The 22,915-nt window shown below is 43.6% G+C and carries 25 protein-coding genes; 19 read left to right on the top strand and 6 right to left on the bottom strand.

All coding sequences use genetic code 11. From position 1 onward, the window contains the following. Positions 1–48 precede the first annotated feature (48 nt). The gene (locus tag CVN76_RS15835; RefSeq protein WP_100532078.1) at positions 49–786 is read left to right on the top strand and encodes a MerR family transcriptional regulator; all 738 of its coding nucleotides are present in this window, start codon (positions 49–51) and stop codon (positions 784–786) included. A 70-nt stretch (positions 787–856) separates the two neighbouring features. Here CVN76_RS15835 and CVN76_RS15830 read toward each other — a convergent pair whose 3' ends face one another. From CVN76_RS15830 to CVN76_RS15820, 3 genes are all read right to left on the bottom strand, one after another. Then, positions 857–2,077, bottom strand: a complete 1,221-nt coding sequence (locus CVN76_RS15830) for an NAD(P)/FAD-dependent oxidoreductase (protein ID WP_100532077.1) — start codon at positions 2,075–2,077, stop codon at positions 857–859. A gap of 112 nt (positions 2,078–2,189) precedes the next feature. Continuing rightward, on the bottom strand, positions 2,190–2,690 hold the full coding sequence (locus tag CVN76_RS15825; protein ID WP_100532076.1) for an RrF2 family transcriptional regulator: 501 nt from the start codon (positions 2,688–2,690) through the stop codon (positions 2,190–2,192). 113 nt (positions 2,691–2,803) lie between these two features. Beyond that, on the bottom strand, positions 2,804–3,487 hold the full coding sequence (locus CVN76_RS15820; RefSeq protein ID WP_100532075.1) for a copper homeostasis protein CutC: 684 nt from the start codon (positions 3,485–3,487) through the stop codon (positions 2,804–2,806). 204 nt (positions 3,488–3,691) lie between these two features. Here CVN76_RS15820 and CVN76_RS15815 point away from each other — a divergent pair, with 204 nt between their 5' ends. From CVN76_RS15815 to CVN76_RS15805, 4 genes are all read left to right on the top strand, one after another. Next, on the top strand, positions 3,692–3,958 hold the full coding sequence (locus CVN76_RS15815; protein ID WP_311316477.1) for a transporter suffix domain-containing protein: 267 nt from the start codon (positions 3,692–3,694) through the stop codon (positions 3,956–3,958). 136 nt (positions 3,959–4,094) lie between these two features. Then, on the top strand, positions 4,095–4,250 hold the full coding sequence (locus CVN76_RS31060; RefSeq protein WP_157805677.1) for a hypothetical protein: 156 nt from the start codon (positions 4,095–4,097) through the stop codon (positions 4,248–4,250). Between the two features lie 364 nt (positions 4,251–4,614). Further along, on the top strand, positions 4,615–5,076 hold the full coding sequence (locus tag CVN76_RS15810) for a YjfA family protein (protein WP_100532074.1): 462 nt from the start codon (positions 4,615–4,617) through the stop codon (positions 5,074–5,076). A 67-nt stretch (positions 5,077–5,143) separates the two neighbouring features. After that, a complete protein-coding gene (locus CVN76_RS15805) occupies positions 5,144–5,584 on the top strand; it encodes a DUF2690 domain-containing protein (protein ID WP_232732276.1) in 441 nt (146 codons plus the stop codon). 45 nt (positions 5,585–5,629) lie between these two features. Here the strand turns inward: CVN76_RS15805 and CVN76_RS15800 are convergent, their stop codons facing one another. Next, positions 5,630–6,154, bottom strand: a complete 525-nt coding sequence (locus CVN76_RS15800; protein WP_100532073.1) for a methylated-DNA--[protein]-cysteine S-methyltransferase — start codon at positions 6,152–6,154, stop codon at positions 5,630–5,632. Beyond that, positions 6,141–6,734, bottom strand: coding sequence for a bifunctional transcriptional activator/DNA repair enzyme AdaA (locus CVN76_RS15795; protein WP_100532072.1), 594 nt, complete (start codon positions 6,732–6,734; stop codon positions 6,141–6,143). Before CVN76_RS15795 ends, CVN76_RS15800 begins: the two co-directional genes overlap by 14 nt. A 242-nt stretch (positions 6,735–6,976) precedes the next feature. Here CVN76_RS15795 and CVN76_RS15790 point away from each other — a divergent pair, with 242 nt between their 5' ends. Beyond that, the gene (locus tag CVN76_RS15790) at positions 6,977–7,894 is read left to right on the top strand and encodes a DNA-3-methyladenine glycosylase family protein (RefSeq protein ID WP_100532071.1); all 918 of its coding nucleotides are present in this window, start codon (positions 6,977–6,979) and stop codon (positions 7,892–7,894) included. Positions 7,895–8,089: 195 nt separating this feature from the next. Next, positions 8,090–8,473: a collagen-like protein gene (locus CVN76_RS15785; RefSeq protein WP_332850643.1), complete on the top strand. Its 384-nt coding sequence runs from the start codon at positions 8,090–8,092 to the stop codon at positions 8,471–8,473. Positions 8,474–8,496: 23 nt separating this feature from the next. Here the strand turns inward: CVN76_RS15785 and CVN76_RS15780 are convergent, their stop codons facing one another. After that, positions 8,497–8,850, bottom strand: coding sequence for a hypothetical protein (locus tag CVN76_RS15780; protein ID WP_100532069.1), 354 nt, complete (start codon positions 8,848–8,850; stop codon positions 8,497–8,499). Positions 8,851–9,004: 154 nt separating this feature from the next. On the opposite strand from CVN76_RS15780, the gene CVN76_RS15775 reads away from it, so the two are divergent. The 12 genes from CVN76_RS15775 to CVN76_RS15720 all read left to right on the top strand — a co-directional run. Then, entirely contained in the window at positions 9,005–10,591 is a 1,587-nt protein-coding gene (locus tag CVN76_RS15775) for an ATP-binding protein (RefSeq protein ID WP_198512579.1), read from the top strand. A 2-nt stretch (positions 10,592–10,593) separates the two neighbouring features. After that, positions 10,594–11,283, top strand: a complete 690-nt coding sequence (locus CVN76_RS15770; RefSeq protein WP_100532067.1) for a response regulator — start codon at positions 10,594–10,596, stop codon at positions 11,281–11,283. Positions 11,284–11,477: 194 nt separating this feature from the next. Then, complete coding sequence (locus CVN76_RS15765; RefSeq protein WP_061140646.1) at positions 11,478–12,770, top strand: CitMHS family transporter; 1,293 nt, start codon at positions 11,478–11,480, stop codon at positions 12,768–12,770. A 215-nt stretch (positions 12,771–12,985) separates the two neighbouring features. Continuing rightward, positions 12,986–14,929 carry a PTS mannitol transporter subunit IICBA gene (locus CVN76_RS15760; protein ID WP_100532066.1) on the top strand — a complete coding sequence of 648 codons (1,944 nt, stop codon included), beginning with the start codon at positions 12,986–12,988 and terminating at the stop codon, positions 14,927–14,929. A gap of 86 nt (positions 14,930–15,015) precedes the next feature. Continuing rightward, positions 15,016–17,106, top strand: a complete 2,091-nt coding sequence (locus CVN76_RS15755) for a BglG family transcription antiterminator (protein ID WP_100532065.1) — start codon at positions 15,016–15,018, stop codon at positions 17,104–17,106. Positions 17,107–17,111: 5 nt separating this feature from the next. Continuing rightward, complete coding sequence (locus CVN76_RS15750; RefSeq protein WP_100532064.1) at positions 17,112–18,257, top strand: mannitol-1-phosphate 5-dehydrogenase; 1,146 nt, start codon at positions 17,112–17,114, stop codon at positions 18,255–18,257. Positions 18,258–18,445: 188 nt separating this feature from the next. Further along, entirely contained in the window at positions 18,446–19,021 is a 576-nt protein-coding gene (locus CVN76_RS15745; protein ID WP_232732271.1) for a TetR/AcrR family transcriptional regulator, read from the top strand. Positions 19,022–19,032: 11 nt separating this feature from the next. After that, positions 19,033–19,860 carry a transporter substrate-binding domain-containing protein gene (locus tag CVN76_RS15740; RefSeq protein WP_198512580.1) on the top strand — a complete coding sequence of 276 codons (828 nt, stop codon included), beginning with the start codon at positions 19,033–19,035 and terminating at the stop codon, positions 19,858–19,860. Between the two features lie 33 nt (positions 19,861–19,893). Continuing rightward, on the top strand, positions 19,894–20,538 hold the full coding sequence (locus CVN76_RS15735; RefSeq protein ID WP_100532061.1) for an amino acid ABC transporter permease: 645 nt from the start codon (positions 19,894–19,896) through the stop codon (positions 20,536–20,538). 15 nt (positions 20,539–20,553) lie between these two features. Continuing rightward, complete coding sequence (locus CVN76_RS15730) at positions 20,554–21,291, top strand: amino acid ABC transporter ATP-binding protein (protein WP_100532060.1); 738 nt, start codon at positions 20,554–20,556, stop codon at positions 21,289–21,291. Between the two features lie 29 nt (positions 21,292–21,320). Then, a complete protein-coding gene (locus tag CVN76_RS15725) occupies positions 21,321–21,770 on the top strand; it encodes an OsmC family protein (protein WP_100532059.1) in 450 nt (149 codons plus the stop codon). Between the two features lie 479 nt (positions 21,771–22,249). Continuing rightward, positions 22,250–22,915 (top strand): ABC transporter substrate-binding protein (locus CVN76_RS15720; RefSeq protein ID WP_232732269.1); only part of this gene is annotated, 666 nt, incomplete at its 3' end.

The raw sequence follows: 22,915 nt of genomic DNA, 5'->3' as shown, positions 1-22,915 counted from the left end.
CGTTGCGTAATACTTTAAAGTAAAAGATACGAAAGGAGGTAAGACACAGTGGCAATGAAAGTGAAAGAACTTGCTGATTTAGTGGGCATCAGTGTGCGGACCTTGCATTATTATGATGAAATCGGGTTATTATCGCCAGAGGAAACAACCGATTCCGGTTATCGGCTATATTCCGATGAAAATTTGGAGATGCTGCAGCAAATCCTGTTTTTCAGGGAACTTGACATGCCTTTGAAGGAAATCAAACAAATGATAAGCAGCGCCTCGTTTAATAAGCAGGAAGCGTTGAGAAAGCATCAAAAAATGCTTATAGAGAAGCGCAGTCAGCTGGATAAATTGATCAATACGGTAGATAAGACGATCAAGCATATGAAAGGGGAAATCCAAATGACGGACAAAGAAAAATTTGAAGGGTTCGACTTCAGTCATAATCCATATGAACAGGAAGCCCGCAAGCGATGGGGGGATGAAGCTGTCGATGAATCGAATGCAAGAGTGGCGGGGCTGTCCAAAGATGCCCAAAAAGCCGTTTCGGACATATATACAAAACTTGCGTCCATCCGGGCAGCCTCTCCTCAGTCAGAAGAGGCACAGGCAGCTATTAAGGAATGGTATGACTGCTTGAACCATAACTTCGGCAAATATTCACTTGACGCTTTCAAAGGATTAGGGCAAATGTACGTCGATGACCAACGCTTCACGAAAAATATCGACCAATATGGTGATGGCTTAGCCCAGTTCATGTGTGAGGCGATGGCACATTTTGCCGACGTTAATCAAAAGTAGGGGTTCCTTGACCAGAAGACGAAAAAGCGGCGGAAGTCCACAAGCTTCCGCCGCTTTTTTGTACAGTCCATTATATTCTTGTATCTGGAATGATTTGTGTCGAGGCTTCGAATAGGTCTTCCCGTTTTCCTGTTAAAGGCGGATAAATGACCGCTTGATTGATATTCATTTTTATTTTTTTCGCTTCTTCCCCTTGATATTGCGGAATGCGGTCCCAGCCATTCGTAAATAGGGCACCCCATGGACCTAAATCAAGGCAAGTGACATATTGTTCCTGTTTGTAGGGGATCCCCTCAATTCCAAGTAAGTCGCAGACAACGTTATGGCCAGCGACTTTTCCTTGAGGCATGGCATGCTGGCAGGTCATCAAGGCTGCATGATTTTCATCCGTCATTGCAAGAGCTGTATCTCCGGCAGTGAAGACGGAAGACAATCCTTTCACTTTCAAATTAGCATCGACTGGCATGCGTCCCAATTCATCCTTCTCTACAGGGAAATCTGCCGCCAACGGACTTGCCTTAACACCTGCTGACCAAATGGCCGTTAATGCCGGGATCCGTCCGCCTGATTGTAAAGTCACTCCTTCTGAATCTATCGAACTCACTGTTTCATTTACATAGATTTCAATATTCATATCGCGTAAAGCTTCTTCAACGATCGGGCGTGAATGTTCCCCCATGTCAGGAGCTACGGAAGACGTTCTTTGCACGAGGATGACTCTTACATCCGCTTCTTTATTTTCCTGCTTAGCCACTTTTTTCAGGCGGGCCGTCATTTCCGAGGCAATCTCAATTCCTGTAAAACCAGCACCCACAACCACCGCGGTATATTTGCCTTCAACTTTATCCGAGTCAATCAACCCATTGATATGATCATCAAGTTTGAGCGCCTCCTGATATGTATCCGTGGAAAAAGCATAATCACGTAATCCAGCGAGATCAGGAAGCACCAATTGACTGCCGGCCGCAAAGACCAAACGGTCATATGCAAGATCCATCTGCTCGTCTTTTTGATGGACCGACACTTTTTGTCCTTTGGTATCGATTTTGCCGACTTCTCCTTCAATGAAGCGAACTCCAACCGGATCCAGGACCTGGCTTAAAGGGATTCTCAAATTTTGTGGATTCTGTTCGTAGAAGCGCGGACGGACGCCAAAATAAGGATCCCGGTTTATTAAAACCACTTCCACTTCCGTACGTTCCAGTTGTCGTTCATGCAATTGTCGTGCAGCACTTATTGCACTCCACACACCTGCAAAGCCTCCACCAATAATGACGATTCGTTTCATCATGAATTCCTCCTTCTAATTATATATATAATAGATAATTATTATCTGTAATTAAGGGTAAAAAATTTTTGACTGTTAGGAGCGTAGCATTGGAACGAAGGTTCCATTGCTACATTTATCGCCGGTTCAATGCTTCCCGAAACCAATTGACTCCCTCTTCGTGTTGGCCCTTCTGTTTGGATAGTATCGTTTCATTCAACCAGGCAATCGTTTTACTCTTGAGATGATCGCGCATCAATTCTTCAGCTTCGAGCATGACTACGTTGATTGTACAAGGTGCACAGTTCTTGGGATCATTATCCTTTCCTTCGAGCAAGATACACTTTTGCCTTATCTCTGCACATTGGAAAAAAGGCTGAGTTCCCTCGATCGCTGCGATAACATCCCAAAAATTAATCTTCCCCGGATGCCTGGCCAATTCATAGCCGCCTTTAACACCAGGCATGGAACGCACGATACCCGCCTTTTTTAATTTTGTAAAAATCTTGGAAAGGTATGTTTCGGAAACGCCTTGAAACGTTGCCAGTTCCTTAACTCCAATCGTTGTCCCCGAAGGAGTGTCAACAAAGTAAGTCAGGCAATGAAGCGCATATTCCACTCCTATACTGAATTGCAAAAAAAACAACCTCCTAATTACAGATACGGTTTATCTATAAATGAATGTACTTGATTTTGTGATTCCTGTCAAATGAAAAAGGGGATCAAAGAAATGATCCCTTTTCCACTTTGTCATCCTTTTTTTAGCAAATTAACGATTTCCTGCGCTTTTTCCAACTCCACGCCCTCAATGAGACCGTTGTTTTTCCGCACAGCCGTACCGAAATGATAGTAATCGGTATTCAATTCGGAAGATATCGAAAGGATGTTATCCTTATTCAGCCCGCTTCCGACCAATATCGCCATGTTGCCAGAGACGCTTTTCATCCGCTGAATCGTCTGCATGCGGCTTGGGAGATCGCCGTGTCCTCCGGAAGTCAAAATCGTTGTAATTTCAGGATACCGAGCTAACATTTCCGCTGATCGGACGGGGTCTGGCGTATCATCGATGGCTCGGTGAAACGTGATCTCCAAGCCGGCACATTCCGCTATCAGCTCCTCCAGGTATGTTTGATGGATTTCATTTCCTTCATTTAAAACACCCAGTACGACTCCATTGGCTCCGAGGGAACGAATGATCCGGATATCATTTTTCATGATTTCCAGGTCGCTTACTGAATAAGAGAATGTTTGGCTATGCGGTCTTACCATCACGTTGACTGGAATGTTTACAGCACGGACGGCAGCTTCAACCAAGGCGTGACTCGGAGTTACGCCTCCCTCCGTTAAAGAACTGACCAGCTCGATGCGATCTGCCCCCGCTTTTTCGATTAAAATAACATCTTCAATGGTAGTGGCAATGAATTCTATGTACATGGATTGGATTTTCCTTTCCTGGCTCGCTTTATGTATAAGATAATTAAAACCATTAAAAATCGTAATGTCAATCGGACCGAAATTTCTTCATGAAATATGAAACGAAATGAACATTCAAACGTATAAAAACAGAACAAATGAAAGTGAAAGACGGATGCAACGCATAGTCATTAACGGACTATCATCATGACGGAGGTTATTTAATTGAATAAAGAAGGTAAGGAAGTAACGAAATCAAGGTTTTATAAATTAGGAATGGGCTTCTTGATCATTTCCCTGCTCACCTGGATCATTCCGGTAATCGCACCTTTTACCCCATTATCGGCTGCGGCCAAGGCAGGAGTCATAACCGGGGCTATCGTATTCGCGGAAGTCATGTTTTGGGCAGGGGCGCTATTGGTCGGCAAAGAAGTGGCTGCTAAATATAAAAGTTATCTAAACCCGAAAAATTGGCGAAAAGAAAAAGGGTGAATACGGAGTGTAGGGAAGAGTGAACGATGGAAACGGAGACTACATGCGGATCGTAAACGAGCAGGCCAAGCTACGCGTAAGAAGTACATAGGCTTGGATTTTCATGAAGTTTTTGATTTGCTGGCGTGGATTACTTATGGCTTCGACATCGTTGCTCGCTCACGAAACAGTATGCGACGGGTTTGATGGGTCAATTCCATTGCCAGTCACCCCCGATCGAGATGTTGGCAGAAGCGAATTTGTGCCGTATGACAATTCCGATCATGAAAGCATCAGTAAGCTGATCAAGTAAATCTTCAGCGGCTGATCGACGCCAAATGGAGCCCCGCCAAAACTTTTTAGGTTTTGGCGGGGCTTTTTCTTATTGGATTTAAGTACAATGGCCTGTCCGATACCATTCGAAGTGATGGCCTAATGGCTTGTTTTCTCCGGTACATTTCCTTTTGGTCGCCTTTTTGCACTGAATTCCTCATGGGGATATATACTTTGTCTGGTAAGTGAAATCGAGAAAAACCCGATACATACTAGACTGCAAGGGAGGAAGGCCAAGCTTCGGTCATCTCATTTCCTTAATTAGGGAATTTATCACTTGTAAAAATATGACAAAAACGTAAGATGAACAGTGTGTAAATTTTGTAAAGGAGATGAGTGAAACTATGAAAAAGATAGTTTTATGTTTTTCATTAGTAGCCGCTTTCTTAGTCGCTTTCGGCACCCTGGATTCAATTTCCAACAGGGCGTCAGCAGAAACCCACAACTATGATGGAAAAAGTCCTTACTATAATGATTGTGCCGATAGTGCCGTGACCAAGAAGTCTGTGAAGATCAATGCAAATGGCGCTACTGCCGATTTGGAGCTGAAATTCAGTAACACCTGCAAAACGGCTTGGGCGAAGATCACGCTCAGCAGGCCGGCTAAAGCGGATGGTGAAGCGACTGCATTGGTTGTCCGCAGCACCGATAATAAGCAATATAGCTGTGCTTCTCCCGGAGGAAATGGTGAGATCAACAAAGGGCAAACGACCTGCTATACCCCCATGGTATATGATTTAGACCCGCGAAAAGCGAAAGCGGTCGGTTATTGGCCATATACAGCGGGTGAAACAGGCTGGTATTAATGATTTTTGATTCGCAGAAAGGATGAAGGACTTGAATACAATTAGAATGATCGGGTTATCGCTATTGATGACCGTATCACTATTCATGCTGGATTTCATGATCATCGGTAATGATCAAGCATTGGCTGAAACCCATAGTTATGATGGCAAAAACCCGAACTATAATGGTTGTGCAAATTCGGCGGTAACGAAGGATAAAGTATGGATCGATTCCGTTTCGTACGTAGAATTGAAATTCAGCACAACTTGTAAAACCGCCTGGGCGAAAGTCACTGTCACCCGTCCAGCCGTCTATAATCATGAAGCGGATGCCAGAATCGTCCGCAGCACGGATGGGAAGGCCTACACGTGCGAAAGCTCCGAAGGGAATGGGGTTGTGAATAAGGGTCAGACATCTTGTTATACACCAATGGTCTATGGCCTGGACCCAAGAAAAGCCCAGGCCCAAGGGATACACGCGATCCCTAATAGCGATGCGTATAATAAAGCGGTGACCATCTGGTTTTAGGGGCAGCAAACGGCATGAAAGCATCCGAATGATCGGATGCTTTTATTAGTTAAGAAGGCCTTCCCTCCGATAGTTCGCTTCCAATTGAAGTAAATATTGTTTCATCTCCGTACCGCCGCGGTAACCGGAAATGGCGCCATTCTTTCCGATGACCCGGTGGCATGGCACCGTGATCAATACAGGATTGGCGCCAATGGCCGTACCGACAGCCCGAACGGCTGCAGGTCTTTGAATGAGCTGGGCAATATCGGAGTATGAACATGTCGTCCCATAGGGGATTTGCTTCAATGCTGCCCAGATTTCTTGTTGGAAGGGAGTACCTTTTACATCCGTTGTAAATGAGAAGGTTTGCCGCACTCCTTTTAAATATTCATGCAGCTCTTGGATATATGGTCTTAATGCTTCTGGATTTTCGGCAAGCTTGGCCGTGGGGAAGCGCTTTTGCCTCCATGCGTCCAGGTCTTTGAATGATTGTCCCGGTGAACCTACATAGCAGAGTCCTTTCTCCGTCTTGGCGATATATAATGGCCCCGCATCATAACTTAGTATCGACCAGTCAACTGTTTGCATCTGGTTCACGCTCCTTCGTTGCCATCTTGGTGGCATCTTTGCGGTAGCCCATTGGTGTAATGCCCATCTTCATTTTGAATAATGTCATGAAATAGGGAGTGCTTGAGAAACCTACGGCCAACCCTATGTCTGCTACAGTCAGCTCGGAGCTTTCGAGAAGACTGCATGCTTTTTCAATTCGGAGGCGCTGAACGTATTCACTGGGTGTCATCCCCTTCACACGCTTGAAGGATCGTTGTAAATGATAGGGGCTCCCGTGGGCAATATCGGCGATCCTGTTCAATGTGAGCGATTCACGGAAATGCTGGTCGAGCCATTCGGCTATCTGTTCAATCCAATCTTCCATTGGCAGATTCAGTCCTTCCGGTTTACATCGTTTACAAGGCCGGAAGTCCGCCTCCAGGGCCATTCTGGCATTTTTGAAAATCTTCACATTTTCCTTATTAGGCACCCGGGATTTGCAGGAGGGCCTGCAAAAAATGCCTGTTGTCATTACTCCATATAAAAAATGATCATCATACGCTTCATCACAATCGACGATGGCTTTCCAATAATCATTAGGGATGTTCGAATCCACCATGCTCACCTCTCCTTTAGTATACAAGAAAGTGTAGATATGCAAACAAGGCGATAATATAAAAGCAAGATAACGTAATTCATTTTGGTTAAAGTTAAAATCAATGAGAAGATCATGATGTTGGAGTTCCCCCTGCTCATTTATAGTCAGAAGACAGCTCTAGCCTTTATTTTAACTGTTACCCGGTATTTAAAGGAAAGAGCAAGTTGATTAAAATAAAGGAAACCGAAGAAGGAGGAGCATGAATGAACGAGACATTTTATGATAGATGTGAATGGACCATCCTTGCACCGCGTGAATTCCGCTTTACGGAAAATCTTACATACTTATCAAGATCCGCCAATGAATGTTTATTCGACATTGTCGATCAAAAGATATATCGTGCCTTGTCTTTCGAAAACGAGAAACTTTTAGTGGAAATCAGTGCGGTGAATGAAACGGAGCTGCACGTTCGAATACCAGGACGGACGGAACCAATCGACAAGCGTATTGTTGATGCTGTTTCCGCATACATTCGCACTTGGTTCGATCTAGACACAAATATCTTGCCCTTTTATGAGCTTGCAAAAAAAGATCCCTTATTGCAAAGGCCGGTCAGCCAGTTCTTCGGTTTAAGGAACATGGGCATCCCAGATTTATTTGAAGCTATTGCCTGGGGAATTCTTGGACAGCAGATTAATTTGACTTACGCTTATACATTAAAGCGGAGGCTTGTTGAATCATTCGGCGAAAGGATTGAATACGAGGGGAAGTCGTATTGGCTGTTTCCGACGCCCGAATCGATAGCCAAATTGACGGTAGAAGATCTTTCCGTAATGAGGATGACCGTGAAGAAATGCGAGTACTTGATTGATGTGGCCCAACTGATGGCGAAAGGTGAACTTACGAAAGAAAAGCTGCTGCTGGCAAACGATGTAAAAACCGCTGAAAAAATGCTTACGAAAATACGCGGGATCGGTCCATGGACAGCGAATTATGTACTCATGAGGTGCTTGCGGTTTCCAGCTGCATTTCCAATCGATGATGTCGGTCTGCATAATTCCATCAAGCTGGTCCTTGAAATGGAAATGAAACCAACAAAAGCCGAAATCCAAACATGGTCGGAAGCCTGGTCTGATTGGAAATCCTACGCAACATTTTATTTATGGAGACTGCTTTACTGAATCCACGTAGATAAATCAACGCGATTCGTAGATATAAAACAAAATTCGTCAATAAACCAGTACAATTCGTATCGATATATCTCCATTTTAGGAGATGAAATGTGGGTTGCTTCATAAATCGTTCGTTAAGAGCCCATACAACCTTGATCCATATATCATACTGTATATCATTCAATCATATAGGGGTGAATGACCATGTATGTGTACCCAACGTATTATTATGAAGATCCAGCGTATCAAGATCGGGTGTTTCCTGAACTACCCGGATTTCCAGGCTTTCCGGGCGGGCCCCAATTTCCAGGTCAACCGGGGCCATCTCCGTATTCGCAAGCACCAACAGCGCCACCGCCAGCGTTTATCCCGCAACAGCAGCAGGCCTCAACATTTGCTGTAGATCCAGGGGCGATTTCGTTTTGCTTATTCAGGAATACGTTCATCTGGTTGAATAATGGGGGGAGTTTTTGGTATTACCCCATTTTCGTCGGTCCGCGATCTGTGGCAGGCTTCAGATGGAATGGGAGATTCTGGACGTTTTTTGGAATCGATACAAGACAAATTAGATCTTTTACTTGTTTTTGAATATATGATCGAAGGGGTTGCCGTCAAGGGAACTCTTTTTTTGATGCTTTTACCTTCCTCCAATTCAAATAAATCTGGAAGCAAGGTAAAAGCAGGACAAGCCAAAGAAAAGCGTTATCGAAGGAAATGCCAACAGACGATTTTCCACCTAGAGCGGTCAGCAAGCCGATCAGGAAAAGAAGGTACAAGGTGCTAAGCATTTGCTCTTTGAACTTCGCCCTATGATCGGCATGGCGTTCCTTTTTCAAGAGGAGACTGAGATAAAAACCGATCAAAAGGCCAAGAATTATTTTCGGTAAAATGATGTTAGGAAGAATGCTTGGGAAAAAGTCGAAAACCAGCAAACAGGTAATTACGATTATATATATGGGATTCAAAAAATCGCCTTCTCTTTTTTGTTATATTATACCATGCGGTGCTTGAATTCTTTCATTACTTATCACAATGTTCAAATTTTAATAGAAATGGTAAAATCATTATGCTGCAATAAAATATAATGAAAGAATGTGAAAATAGGGGATGCGGTTGAATATGAGAAAAGTATCGCTGGAAACCAAGATTCTCGGATTAGTTTTATCGTTGAGCCTTTTTTTGATTCTCTTATTGGCGATCTCTTTTTCATATATGGAAGGAAGGCAAATCGCGACGGATAAGGGCCAATTGGCTTTGGAACTTTCTAAAACGATCAGCTTCATGCCTACCGTCACGGAGGCTTTTGAAACGGACGACCCGGCGAGTGTCATCCAGCCGGTTGTCGAAAAGATCCGCAGGGAAACAGGGGCTGAGTTCATTGTTGTGGGGAATGACAAAGAAATTCGTTACTCCCATCCGATGGCATCTGAAATCGGGAAGCGGATGAAAGGCGGCGACAATAGCAGGGCCATCCGCGAGGGCAAATATTATGTTTCCGAGGCGGCGGGCTCGCTGGGTCTTTCGATTCGGGGGAAATCGCCGATCTTCAATCAGGATGGGAAGATCATTGGGATAGTCTCGGTCGGTTTTTTGGTAGAAGATGTCCGGGCCCAGATTTTCAAGGACCTTTCGAAAGAAATGTTTATTTCTTTATTGGCGATCATGATTTCGATCATTGGCAGCTACATGCTGGCAAGAAGCATACGTAAAGATACATTAGGACTTGAACCATTTGAAATCGCCAATTTATATAAAGAAAAAAATGCGGTGCTTCAGTCGGTCAAGGAAGGTATTCTCGCCATTGACCAAAATGGATTGATCACCTCGATGAATCAGCCAGCGAAGAAATTGCTGGATATCAAGGAATCCGTCCGCCATTTGAATGTCGATGGGCTTTTTCCATCGAAGTATTTATTTGAAGTGCTAAGGTCTGGGGAGCCCCAGGCGGATAAAGAGATAACGTGGAAAGATAAATCGATTATCGTGAATTGTACGCCAATCTTCGATAGTGAGGGAGTAAGCGGTGTTGTCGCTTCGTTCCGTGATCGAACGGAAATTGAGGAAATGGTCCATACATTATCGGAAGTGAAGATGCATTCAGAGGATTTACGGGCCCAAACCCATGAATTCACCAATAAGCTTTATGTTCTCTCAGGACTGATACAATTAGGGGAATACGATGAAGCAATAGATATGATTCAAAGCGAAACATCCGAATTGCATTCCTTGAACCGTGTCGTGTTTGAACAGATCAAGGATACTAAGGTACAAGCCCTGTTACTCGGCAAGATCGGAAAAGCATCGGAGAAGAAAATCGTCTTCGAAATAGATGCAGAAAGTTACTTGGAGAAGCTTCCAGATCATATCAAATTGTCACAGCTCACATTGATAGTAGGTAATATCATCGATAATGCGCTTGAAGCGGTTTCCGGCATGGACGAGCCGCTCGTGAAATTCTTCGCAACCGATATTGGAAATGATCTAGTATTTGAAGTCAGTGACAACGGAAAAGGAATACCTGAACATGATATTTCCTATATTTTCAATCGGGGCTTCACTTCGAAAAACAGTGGGAGTCCGAGTGGCTATGGACTTTCAAACGCCGATCAGGTCGTAAAAGAGCTGGAGGGCATCATCGAGGTTCAAAGCGAAAATGGAAACACCATATTCACCGTGTATCTTCCTAAAAAACGGAGAGGAGGGTAAAAATGTTGAAGATAAGAGCCGTCATAGCGGAAGATGATTTCCGGGTAGCGGATATCCATGAAAAATTCTTGAAAGCCTTTGATGAAGTAGAAGTGGTCGGAAAAGCCGTCAATGCCAAAAAAACATTGCGGATATTGGAGCAAAAAAAACCGGATTTGCTTTTGCTTGATGTGTATATGCCGGATCAGCTAGGTACAGAGCTCCTTCCCGACATTCGAAAAAAATTCCCGTATGTCGATATCATCATGATTACGGCTGCGACAGAAAAAGAACAGCTTGAAAAGGCGCTTCACTACGGTGTCGAGAACTATTTAATTAAACCAGTGGAAATGAAGCGCTTCAACCAAGTCATCGGGGAGTACCTTAAAAAAGTCCAGCTGCTTAAATCCAAGCAAGAGATCGATCAGGATTTTGTTGATCTTATATTGAAAAAGGGAGACGCTCCGCAAGAAACGAACGAAGCCGCCGCCTTGCCGAAGGGGGTCGACGAAATCACCTTGACGAAGGTGATCGAGGTTCTCGAAGCAAGCGATATCGGCTTGTCGGCGGAACAGGTAAGCGGTCAGATCGGTGCGTCCAGGACAACGGCTAGACGCTATTTGGAATATTTGATTTCCGTTAAGAAATGCAAAGCGGAAGTCGTATATGGATTGGTCGGCAGGCCCGAGCGAAGATATTATAAAATTGAATAGTGCCTATTGGACACCTCCTCTAATTGGAGGTGTTTTTTTGTTGGAATCAGGGACCCTGTTCACCTGTGAAGTACCTCCGTGAACACAATGAACACAATTAACAAAATAGTTTTAAAACACAATAAATTGAAAACGCTTACAGATAAAGCGTTTTCCGATACAATTTAGCTTATTAGAAGATGAGGAGTGATCATATGCTCGCTTTATTGGGATATTTGATGATTTTGGTTTTTATGATATTAATTATGACAGGGCGACTTTCAGCCATGATAGCTTTGATTGTAGTACCGAGTGCTTTTGCGCTAATCGGCGGATTTGGCGGCGAGATGGGTGCAATGGCGCTGGAAGGAATCAAAAGTGTGGCGCCAACGGGAATCATGATTTTATTCGCGATCCTTTTCTTCGGCATTTTGATCGATGCTGGCGTTTTTGATCCGATCATTCGGACGATCCTTAAGCTTGTAAAAGGAGATCCAGTGAAAATTGCCATCGGCACGGCAGTCCTGGCGTTGCTGATTTCGTTGGATGGAGATGGTACAACCACTTATATGATAACGATTTCCGCCATGCTTCCGCTTTATAAACGGATTGGAATGAAACCGCTTATATTGGCAGGCATCGCCGTTTCATCATCCGGTGTCATGAACCTTCTTCCTTGGGGAGGACCGACAGCACGGGTGATGACCGCTTTAAAGCTTGAAATGTCCGATGTTTTCACCCCAGTCATTCCTGCAATGATTGGCGGAGTCCTATTCGTCTTATTCATGGCTTATTGCCTTGGGAAAAAAGAAAGAAAACGGATCGGTATCATCGAAATCGATCAATCCATTGCGGCCCAGCATGCGGCAGCAACGGAAGATGCTTATCTTAAGCGTCCTAAATTGATTATTTTCAATTATGCTTTGACGCTGACCCTTCTTGTGGCGCTGATTATGGAGCTTATGCCTTCGGCGGTCTTGTTCATGGTAGGTTTTGCAATCGCCATCACGGTCAATTATCCTAAGATCAGTGACCAAAAAGAAAGGGTTGCCAATTACGCTGACAATGCTTTATCGGTCATTTCAATGATTTTTGCTGCTGGTGTCTTTACTGGGATACTTGCCGGCACGGAAATGGTGGATGCGATGGCTAACTCTTTGATCCAGCATATTCCTGACCAAATGGGTGCCCATTTTGCCGTCATTACAGCCGTCATCTCCGCACCTTTTACCTTCTTCATGTCCAATGATGCATTTTATTATGGGGTACTTCCATTGCTTGCAAAAGCGGGAGCCGCTTATGGAATCGATCCTGCCTTGATCGGCAGAGCTTCCCTGTTAGGGCTGCCTGTTCACCTATTAAGTCCGCTCGTGCCATCTACCTATCTATTGATTGGAATGGTAGGGGAAGATTTCGGAGCCCTGCAGCGCACCTTCTTGAAATGGGCCTGCGGATCGACGCTTGTCATGATCGTGGTGTCTGTCATATTGGGCATCATCCCCCTATAAGTTGTAACAAAAGGGTCCCGTTCTTAAAAGAACGGAACCCTTTTCTTTTACCCCCATGTAGAATTGACCACGACCTGAATAAAACTGGAAAAATGAGAAACATTATGTTTGTCTCCCCTTCCGCGACAAAGTTAGCTTTATCTTTTATTGAATGCGGAAGGTACGTGATTTAAGATGAATGTAAAATATATCATTAATGAAGGGGAGAGAGTAAAATGGCTCACTTTAATATAAAGGTTGCAGTTCAAAAGTTCGGTAACTTTTTAAGTTCTATGGTCATGCCGAACATATCGGCTTTCATCGCTTGGGGGTTAATCACGGCCCTATTCATTCCATCGGGATTCCTGCCAAATGAAAGCCTTGCCAAAATGGTTACTCCGATGGTCACGTTTTTACTGCCGCTCTTAATTGGGTATACAGGTGGTAAGCTATTCCATGACCACCGAGGCGGCGTAGTCGGTGCCATCGCGACAATGGGTGTCATTGTCGGATCTGACATCCCGATGTTCCTTGGTGCGATGATCATGGGACCATTCGGTGGGTATGTCATCAAGAAATTCGATCAACTGATCGAAGGTAAAATAAAAGCAGGATTTGAAATGCTTGTCAACAATTTCTCGGCTGGGATACTTGGAGGTTTGCTGTCCATCCTATCATTCCTGGCCATCGGACCAGCCGTTGACGTGTTTACAGGGTGGCTTGTAGCAGGAGTCGATTGGCTTGTCGGTACAGGCTTGCTGCCATTGACGAGTATCCTGATCGAGCCTGCCAAAGTATTGTTCTTGAACAATGCAATCAATCACGGTGTATTATCACCAATCGCTTTAGAGCAAGCGAAACAAACAGGGTCTTCCATCCTGTTCCTGCTTGAATCGAATCCAGGACCAGGTCTTGGCGTCCTGCTTGCTTATTGCTTCTTTGGAAAAGGAACGGCGAAAAGATCGGCGCCAGGAGCTGCCATCATTCAATTCTTCGGCGGGATCCATGAAATTTATTTCCCTTATATCCTGATGAAGCCGATGTTATTCATAGCGGTCATCCTTGGAGGCATGAGCGGAGTCTTCACTTTGGTTCTTTTAGGCGGAGGATTATTCGCGCCTGCTTCACCAGGCAGCATTCTTGCCATCACTGCCGTAACTCCGCATCATGCTAGCGCATATATTGCTAACTTTGCAGGTGTACTTGTCGCTGCAATCGTATCATTCGTTGTCTCTGCATTCATCTTGAAAACAGGAAAACAATCCGAAGAGAACATTGAGGATGCCGCGAAGAAAATGCAAGAAATGAAAGGCAAGAAAAGCTCTGTTGCCAATGTGTTCGCTTCAGAACCGGGAACAATGCCGACAAACGTCAACAAAATCATTTTTGCTTGCGATGCTGGTATGGGCTCAAGTGCAATGGGAGCTTCGCTGCTTCGCAAGAAGGTGAAGGAAGCCGGAATGAATATCTCGGTTACCAATACGGCGATTTCAAATATTCCTGCTGATGCACAAATCGTCATTACCCAGGAAGAGTTGACGCCAAGGGCCAAAGCTAAAGTGCCTAATGCGTATCACGTATCTGTCGATAACTTCTTATCAAGCCCTGAATATGATTCATTGCTTGCACGTCTTCAGGATGACGGTACAGATGAGCTGCATGAGATTGTCGAAGAGGCTGAAGAAAAGGTTCCCGGCGTTCGCGAGCATTCCATCGAACCGGGTATTGAGGAAGAAGAACAAGCTGATAATGAATTGCTTCGTGAAGAAAATGTCTTCCTCAATCAACAATTCGCCAATAAGGAAGAAGCGATCCGGTTTGCCGGCAGAGCTTTGGTCAAAGCAGGTTACGTTAAGGAAAGCTATATCGAAGCAATGATTGCCCGCGATGAGATGACTTCCACTTATATGGGAAATGATGTAGCGATCCCACACGGAACCGAAGAAGCGAAGAAGGATGTTCTTAAATCCGGATTCACCGTTTTACAAATTCCTGATGGGGTTGACTTTGACGGTCAAAAAGCACGATTGATATTCGGGATAGCCGGTAAGGATGGAACACATCTCGAAATCCTATCTGGCATTGCCGTCACTTGTTCCGAAATGGAAAACATTGAAAAAATGGTCAAAGCCACAACAGCCAGGGAATTGATGGATATCATCAATGTAGAAAAAAATTAAATATTTTTCACCATGAATAGAAAAGCGTTTTACGCTTTTCTATTCAGTATTTTCTCGTGTTACTCCACCTGAAATGAGTTGGTAGCATGTATATTACTTCAAGGGAAAAATCAATCCTGGAATTGATCATAAAAACGTCTGGAAAGCATACGGCCGTTTCCATTGCCACACAATTGAATGTAAGTGTCCGCACGGTTCAGCGTGATTTGAAATCGATAGAAAAAATCCTGCAATCTTTTGAATTGCAGCTTACACGCAATACACATGAAGGGTTGTCTATCGACGGCAAGAATGAACAAATCTTTCGGCTAGTGCAGCACCTGATGGGGAATCATCCAATCGATCAGACGCCGCAAGAAAGAAAGTTGCATCTTCTTTTGGCTTTACTTCAGGAAGAATCGTATAAAACGCAAGCACTTGCGGTGAATCTTGGCATCAGCATATCGACCCTTACCGTCTATTTGGACGAATTGACGGAGTGGCTAAGGAATTTCAATATCGTGATTACAAGGAAAAGGGGAGTGGGGATAGAGCTTGCCGGTACTGAAGAAAATAAACGGAAAGCACAGGCTGCCTATTTCCTGCACTTTTTTAATGAAGAGCTGATCGAAAGCTTATTCTTGCTCCAAGAAGGGGAAATCCGCAAAGGGAAAATTCTCGACTATTTTGATCCCGACTATCTTTTGGCCATTGATGGCGTGCTGAACTCCACCTTCAATAGTATCCATTCACGTTTGGCCGATAGCGGGTATATAGGGTTGGTCGTACATATTTACGTAACCCTCCAAAGGAATGAAAGCCAATTTTATTTGGAGAAGGACTTCAAAAGACTAAGCGACCTCTCGGATGAGAATAACCTGATGGATAAAATCTGCAAGGAACTCAAGACCAAGCTCAAGGTTTCCTTTACAATCGATGATATAAGCTATTTGGCTGCCATCCTGAAAGGCTCCAAACTTCATGCCGCCGATGCCGTTCCGTATGACAGCGTGTTGCTGGGCAAGCTCATCAGGAACTTGATCAAGGATGTTTCAGAGCAGCTGCAAATCAACTTGACCAAGGATTTTCCGCTGTATCAAGGGCTTCTTGCCCATATGGAGCCTTCGCTTTTCAGGATCAAACAGGAAATGGGATTATACAATCCCTTAACGGAAGATATTAAACGAAAGTATCCCGTTCTCTTTTTAGCCGTTAAGACCGGCCTGGAAAGGGAATTCAAGGAAATTAAGGAATTCCCTGAAGATGAGATAGCCTTCATCGTCCTCCATTTCGGATCTGCGTTGGTGCTGCGGGAAGAGGAAATTGCCATCAGGGCGCTCATCGTTTGTCCGACGGGGATAGGTACATCAAAAATGCTGGCCAGCCGGATCAAAAAAGAAATCATCGAAATCCAGACGGTTGAAATTAAAACGATCAAGGATATCCAGATGCAAGACAACCTGCAAAATTATGATGTTATCATTTCCACCGTTCGCCTTCCGTATATCGATATGGATTATATTCTCGTATCCCCTCTTTTGAGTGAAGAAAATATCGAGAATATCAGGAATTATATCAGGAAGAATATTGAAAAGTTCACGAAGAATAAACGATATCGGAGTCAGGCGGCTAACAAGGATTCGACTTCGAAAAAACCTGACGGCGAATTGAGGGAAGTTTTGCAGGAATTGAAAAGTGCCGAGGAAAGTATCCAGTCGATCATTGATAATTTCCGATTATATCGCCTGCCGCATTTGAAAGGACATCCGGAGATCCTCGAAGAAATGGTTATGATCGCTGAAAAGGAACAATTGATCATCCATGCCGGTGATGTCATTGGAGCCCTGGACGAAAGGGAAAAAAAAGGCGGTTTAGGCATTCCTGGCACAAGCTTGGGACTTTTTCATGCCAGGCATAAAAACGTGAAAGAGTTGATATTCCAGATCGCCCGTCTTGAGGAAGATTGTCTTGTTAAAGGAATGGACGGAAAAGTCGTCCATATGAAAAACTTACTGCTGATGCTGGCTCCTGAAGACTTGAGCGTGAAGCAGCAGGAAATTGTCAGCCTGATCAGTTCCAGCTTAATTGAAAGTAATGAATCGATCATGGTTTTTTCATCTTCGGACGAAGAACTGATCAGCAAAAGATTGGAAGCCATATTTTTGGACTATTTATATACTAACTTGATAAAGGGATGATTGTAATGAAACAAGCCGTACATTTTGGTGCAGGAAACATTGGAAGAGGATTTATCGGAGCACTCTTTTCACAATCTGGATATCATGTCACATTTGTAGATATAGCTGAAAAAATCATCGATCAGTTGAATGAAAAAAAGCAATACCAAGTCAAATTGGCAACGGATCAACAAGAATCGGTCACGGTGGAAAATGTCTCAGGCTTAAATAGCTTGAACCAGGAAGATGAAATCATTAAAGCCATATCGGAAGCAACCTACCTTACCACGGCGATCGGACCGAATATCCTGCCCCATATCGCTCCTTTGATTGCAAAGGGATTAGCTTCAAGAGTGAAACGAACCGATGAAAAGCTATATGTGATCGCATGCGAAAACCAAATTTCGGCAACGGACCTTTTAGAAGGATACATCCTGCAACACTTGGATCAGGAAACGAAGGCAACCCTTGCTGAAAAAGTATCCTTCTTCAATTCAGCTGTCGATCGGATCGTTCCTTTGCAAAACAACGAAGGGTCACTGGACGTATTGGTCGAACCTTATTATGAATGGGTCGTGGAAACGAATGAAAACATTCCTGCTGTGGAGGGGATGACGATTGTAAAAGAGCTGGCTCCATTCATTGAAAGGAAATTGTTCACAGTCAATACAGGACATGCATCGATTGCGTACCTCGGCTACCTTAAAGACAGCAAATTGACGATTGACCAATCTTTGGAGGATGAAGCGATTGTCGAGCAAGTCAAGAACATACTAGGGGAAACGGGCGCCTATTTAATAAAGCAATACGGATTGGATGCAGACGAGCATCAGCGTTATATTGAAAAAATCATTGCCCGATTTAAAAATGCCTACTTGAACGACTCGGTGAATAGAGTGGGCCGTTCACCGCTGCGCAAGCTCGGACCGAACGACCGTCTCGTACGCCCTGCCGTAGAAGCGCAAAAGGCCGGTCTTTCTTATACGAACTTGGCGAAGGCGATTGCATCCGCATTGCTGTTTGATTTCCACGAAGACGAAGAAGCGATCAAGCTGCAAGCGATGATCAAGGAAAATGGTGTACCAGCCGTACTTAAGGAAGTTAGCGGCCTGGACGAAAACAGTGAAATAACGAAAGAAGTCATCACTCATTACAATGAGTTGCAAAAATAATGAACCTAAGCTCCTGAAATGTATTTTCAGGAGCTTTTTGTTTGTGGAAAAAATAAAACCAACTAAACCACTAAAGTTAATTGACTACTGTTCAGGATTTTTATATGATAAGACTGACTGACTAATCAATCGGGAGGTGAGTACGGATTTCTACTCAAGAAAAGTTGGAAAGAAGAGAGCAAATATTAGTGATTTCGCAACAGCTTTTTGCTTCCCTTGGTTATCATAAAACGAAGATTTCCGACATCGTTCGCGAGGCGGGCATTGCTCAAGGTACTTTTTATTGGCATTTTAAAAGTAAAGAAGCGATTGCTTTGGAAATCATTGAACAGGGGCGAATGGGACTTCTGGAGGTAGTGGCGCACGGACACCGAAAATCACCTGGCACGGTGCAGGATGTCTTGAATTCCTCAGAAAAGCTATTCGTGGAGTTGTTTGATTTTTCGCAATCCAACCGATATATGATGGAAATGATATTCAAGGGAATTGATGGGGAAGAGTCACTTAAACAGGCAATCATTGAAACTCGCTTGAAGGTGGAAGAAGCTTTCGAGAATAATATTAAAAGAGCAATGGAGCTGAACATCCTGCCGGAAAGGGATCCTGGTTTACAAGCTGCATTATTAATGAGCTTATTCGAAGGAATCCTATCTAGGTGGTTATTCGGACCGGTCTCGGCTGGCTCGAATATTAGAAACCGAACAACGGCAGAGCTGTCTAAGGAAATGGTTAGATTCGAATTTTACGGATTATTAGGAAAGTGAAAAGGAGATAAATTAAAATGAAGAAAAAATATTCATACCTTACATTGGTTTTATTAGTGGCATTTACTTTGATTTTAAGTGCTTGTGGTTCGAAAGATGATAAGACTAGCGAAAAAAATGCAGATTTATTACAAGAAATCAAAGATCGTGGAACCCTTAAAGTAGGGCTTATGGGTACATATCAGCCATACAATTTCTTGAATGATAAAAAAGAAATGGATGGATTTGATGCGGATATCGCGAAGGAATTGGCCAAACGGCTCGGAGTGGATGTTGAATTTGTTTCTCAAGAATTTTCAGGCATGGTGGCAGGATTGCAAACCAAAAAGTTTGATGCAGTGATAAGCCAAATGACGATTACGGATGACCGAAAAAAACAAATGGACTTTACGGAGCCATATATCACAAACAATGTGAAAGTGATCGTCCAAGAAAAAAATAATACAGTAAAGTCTGTAAAAGATTTCAAAGGCAAGAACATCGGAGTGGGACTGGGAACGAATGATGAAACCTATCTTCGTACAGAGCTGCTTCCAGAGGTTGGCGATTTTACGATTAAAACCTATGATGACGTGATAACATCATTGAAGGATTTGGACTCTGGAAGAATTGATGCAACGATCAATAATATGTATGCGTTGAAACCAGTTGTCGAGAAAAATGGCTTCAAGATCAAGGCTGTTGGTGAGCCGGTTAAATCTGATAAAGCAGGAATCGCGATTCGTAAAGGTAATGAGTCACTCTTGAAAGAATTGAACAAGCATCTAGCTGATATGAAACAAGACGGCACGTATAAAGAGATTTTTGTTAAATGGTTTGGGGAAGAGCCGCAAGAATAAACCGATTATCGTAGAAAGGATACAACCAAAGCTATGGATGTTATTTGGACTAACCTGCCATTTTTATTGCAGGGCGCATACTATACGCTCCTGATCACCATTATATCCATGTTTTTTGGATCGATTATCGCTGTGATCGTGGCGGTAGCAAGATTAAAAGGCAATACATTTATTAGATGGATCGCTCGTGCATATGTTTCGATCATAAGAGGTACGCCCACATTGGTCCAAATCATCATTGTGTATTATGGACTGGCTGATTACGGTTTTAATCTTCAACCATTGACAGCGGCTTATATCGCGTTAAGCATCAGCATCGGGGCTTACCTGTCCGAAACCTTGCGCGGGGCGATTCAGTCCATCCCTAAAGGGCAATATGAAGCGGCATATGCATCGGGAATGTCACCATATCAGACGATGCGCAGAATTGTTTTTCCGCAAGCGATTAGGGTAGCCATCCCGCCTGCTGGCAATACATTCATTGGGATGTTAAAAGAAACATCGCTTGTTTCCGTAATAACGGTTACCGAATTATTGCGATCTGCCCAACTATTAATTGCTCAATACTATGTGTACATGCCATTTTATTTATCGATTGCGTTAATGTATTGGATCATGAGTACAGGATTTTCCTTTGTATTGGAAAGAATCGAAAAACGGTTATCAATTTATGATTAAGTATGGTGAGAGAGAATGATAAACATCAGCAACCTATCGAAGAGTTTCTCAACCTTGGACGTGTTGAAGGATATTAATTTACAAGTGAAAAGCGGCGAAGTCGTCGTGATTCTTGGACCGAGTGGTTCAGGTAAAAGTACTTTGCTTCGGTGTATCAATGGCCTGGAAGAATTAACGAGTGGAACCATTGAAGTGAGCAACATAGTCGTTGATGCGAAGAAAAGTCAAAAAGTGCGCAATAAACAAATTAAAAAAGTCCGTCTTCATACGGGAATGGTTTTTCAACAATTCAATTTATACCCGCATAAAACGGTACTGGAAAATGTTATGGAAGCATTGCTGATCGTGAAAAAATGGCCGAAAAATGATGCAGTGAGAAAAGGGGAAATACTGTTAAACAGAGTAGGGCTGATAGATAAAAGAGATGTGTATCCTTCCCGATTATCTGGAGGGCAGCAACAAAGGGTTGCGATTGCCAGAGCACTTGCAATGGAACCCGATATCTTATTGTTCGATGAACCAACGTCTGCATTAGATCCTGAGTTGGTGGATGAAGTGCTGGCTGTCATTAAAGAACTCGCTCTTGATGGAATGACCATGGCTATCGTTACGCATGAGATGACATTTGCTGAGGAAGTGGCTGATAGAATCGTTTTCATGTCCGATGGTGCCATTGTTGAAGAGAGTCCGCCAGATGAATTCTTTTCACGCCCACAAAGCGAACGAGCCAGGAAATTTTTGAAGAAAATGTAGTTCATACAAGGGAAGCGGGAGGAATTATTATGAAAGTGGTAACAAAATGGGGAGGCCAGCGTGCTTTTACAGCGGTTGGAGATTCAGGCTATGAAGTCAATATGGACGCAACACCTGCATATGGAGGCGAAGGGAAAGGGTGTACGCCGACAGAAATGCTTCTGGCGTCCCTGGCTGGATGCATTGGAATAGATGTCACGATGATTCTGAAGCCATATTTGTCATCTATAGACAGACTCGAAATTGAAACAGATGGTACGAGAAAAGAAGAATTGCCTAAAGGGTTCACATCCATCGTCGTGACCTTCATGATCGATGGACAAGTGGACAGTAAACGAATCTGGAGAGCAATCAATCTAGGAAAAGAAAAATACTGTGCAGTATCGGATTCTCTAAAAGCCGATATCTCATTCCGGTTGATATTAAATGGAGAAGAGCAAACGAAAATGGGACCGGGTCAGGACGAAGTAGAACAATGATACCTATCAAAAGCACAGTAGTTAAACAACTACTGTGCTTTTATCGTTTTAAAAGAAGACCGCTAATTTAAAAAAACGCTTGTAAATAGTAATGATTACGTTTTATAATGAAGCAGGCGAGAAATACTGGTAGCGATCATCGTTGCTAAATCGTAATCTTTTTGATTTGTGTGAAGGAGGGAATCATTTCGGAATTTAGAGGCTAGTGCAATTCCAGACCAGTTCAGTGCAAATACTCGCGTTTGGCAGGATTTACGTAGCTAAGAGCGCAGCATATCTTATCTTTACATAAAGGCTGGAAGCGCAAATTCATCGTTATTAAATCGTAATGTTTTCGATTTAATAGTATGTAGGAATTATGGAGGAAATGGATGATGTCGAGAAAATATCAATCAATTATTATCTTATGTCTATCATTTTTTGTTTTGGCTGCTTGTGCTAAGGAGTCATCCAAGGAGCAAGGGAGAGGGGGAAAGGAGGTGAACTTGCTGTTTAATTTTGCGACGGGCTCGCTCGATCCCAATGTGGATACAAGTTATGTGTCATTGCGGGCTGGCATTACGGAGACATTGGTCCATCTAAATGATAAGGATTTGACTATCGAGCCATGGCTGGCAAAAGGCTGGAGCAGCAAGGATGGTCAGTTATGGGAGTTCGAGCTTAGGGACGGAGTGACGTTTCAGAATGGAAGGCAGATGGACGGACAAGCCGTGAAGGCGTCGTTGGAGCGGGCGATGAAGGACAGCCTGGCGATCAAGAATGCCTTGCGCATTGAATCGATAACAGCGAAGGGAAATAAGCTGACGATCAAGACGGAGGTGCCCTTTCCGGAGTTTCCATCGGAATTGGTCCATCCCAATACATCGATCATTGATGTAACGGAAAGCGACTTCATGAACAAGCCGATAGGGACGGGACCATTTGCCGTCTCGAAATTCATTCCGGGCACGGCGGTTGATTTAATACGTTACGAGGCTTACTGGAATGGAGCTGCGAAGCTTGCAAAAGCAAGGTTTTCTTTTAATGAAGATGCCAACGCCCGGTCCCTTGCCCTTGAATCGGGGGATGCCGATATTGTCTTTCGTCCGGAAGTCGAAAGTCTTGAAAGTTTAGAAGCGATAGATCGTGTGAAGGTGGAATCGACC

The sequence above is a fragment of the Bacillus sp. mrc49 genome (genome assembly GCF_002803435.1).
This window is presented reverse-complemented; position numbering and strand designations above follow the sequence as displayed.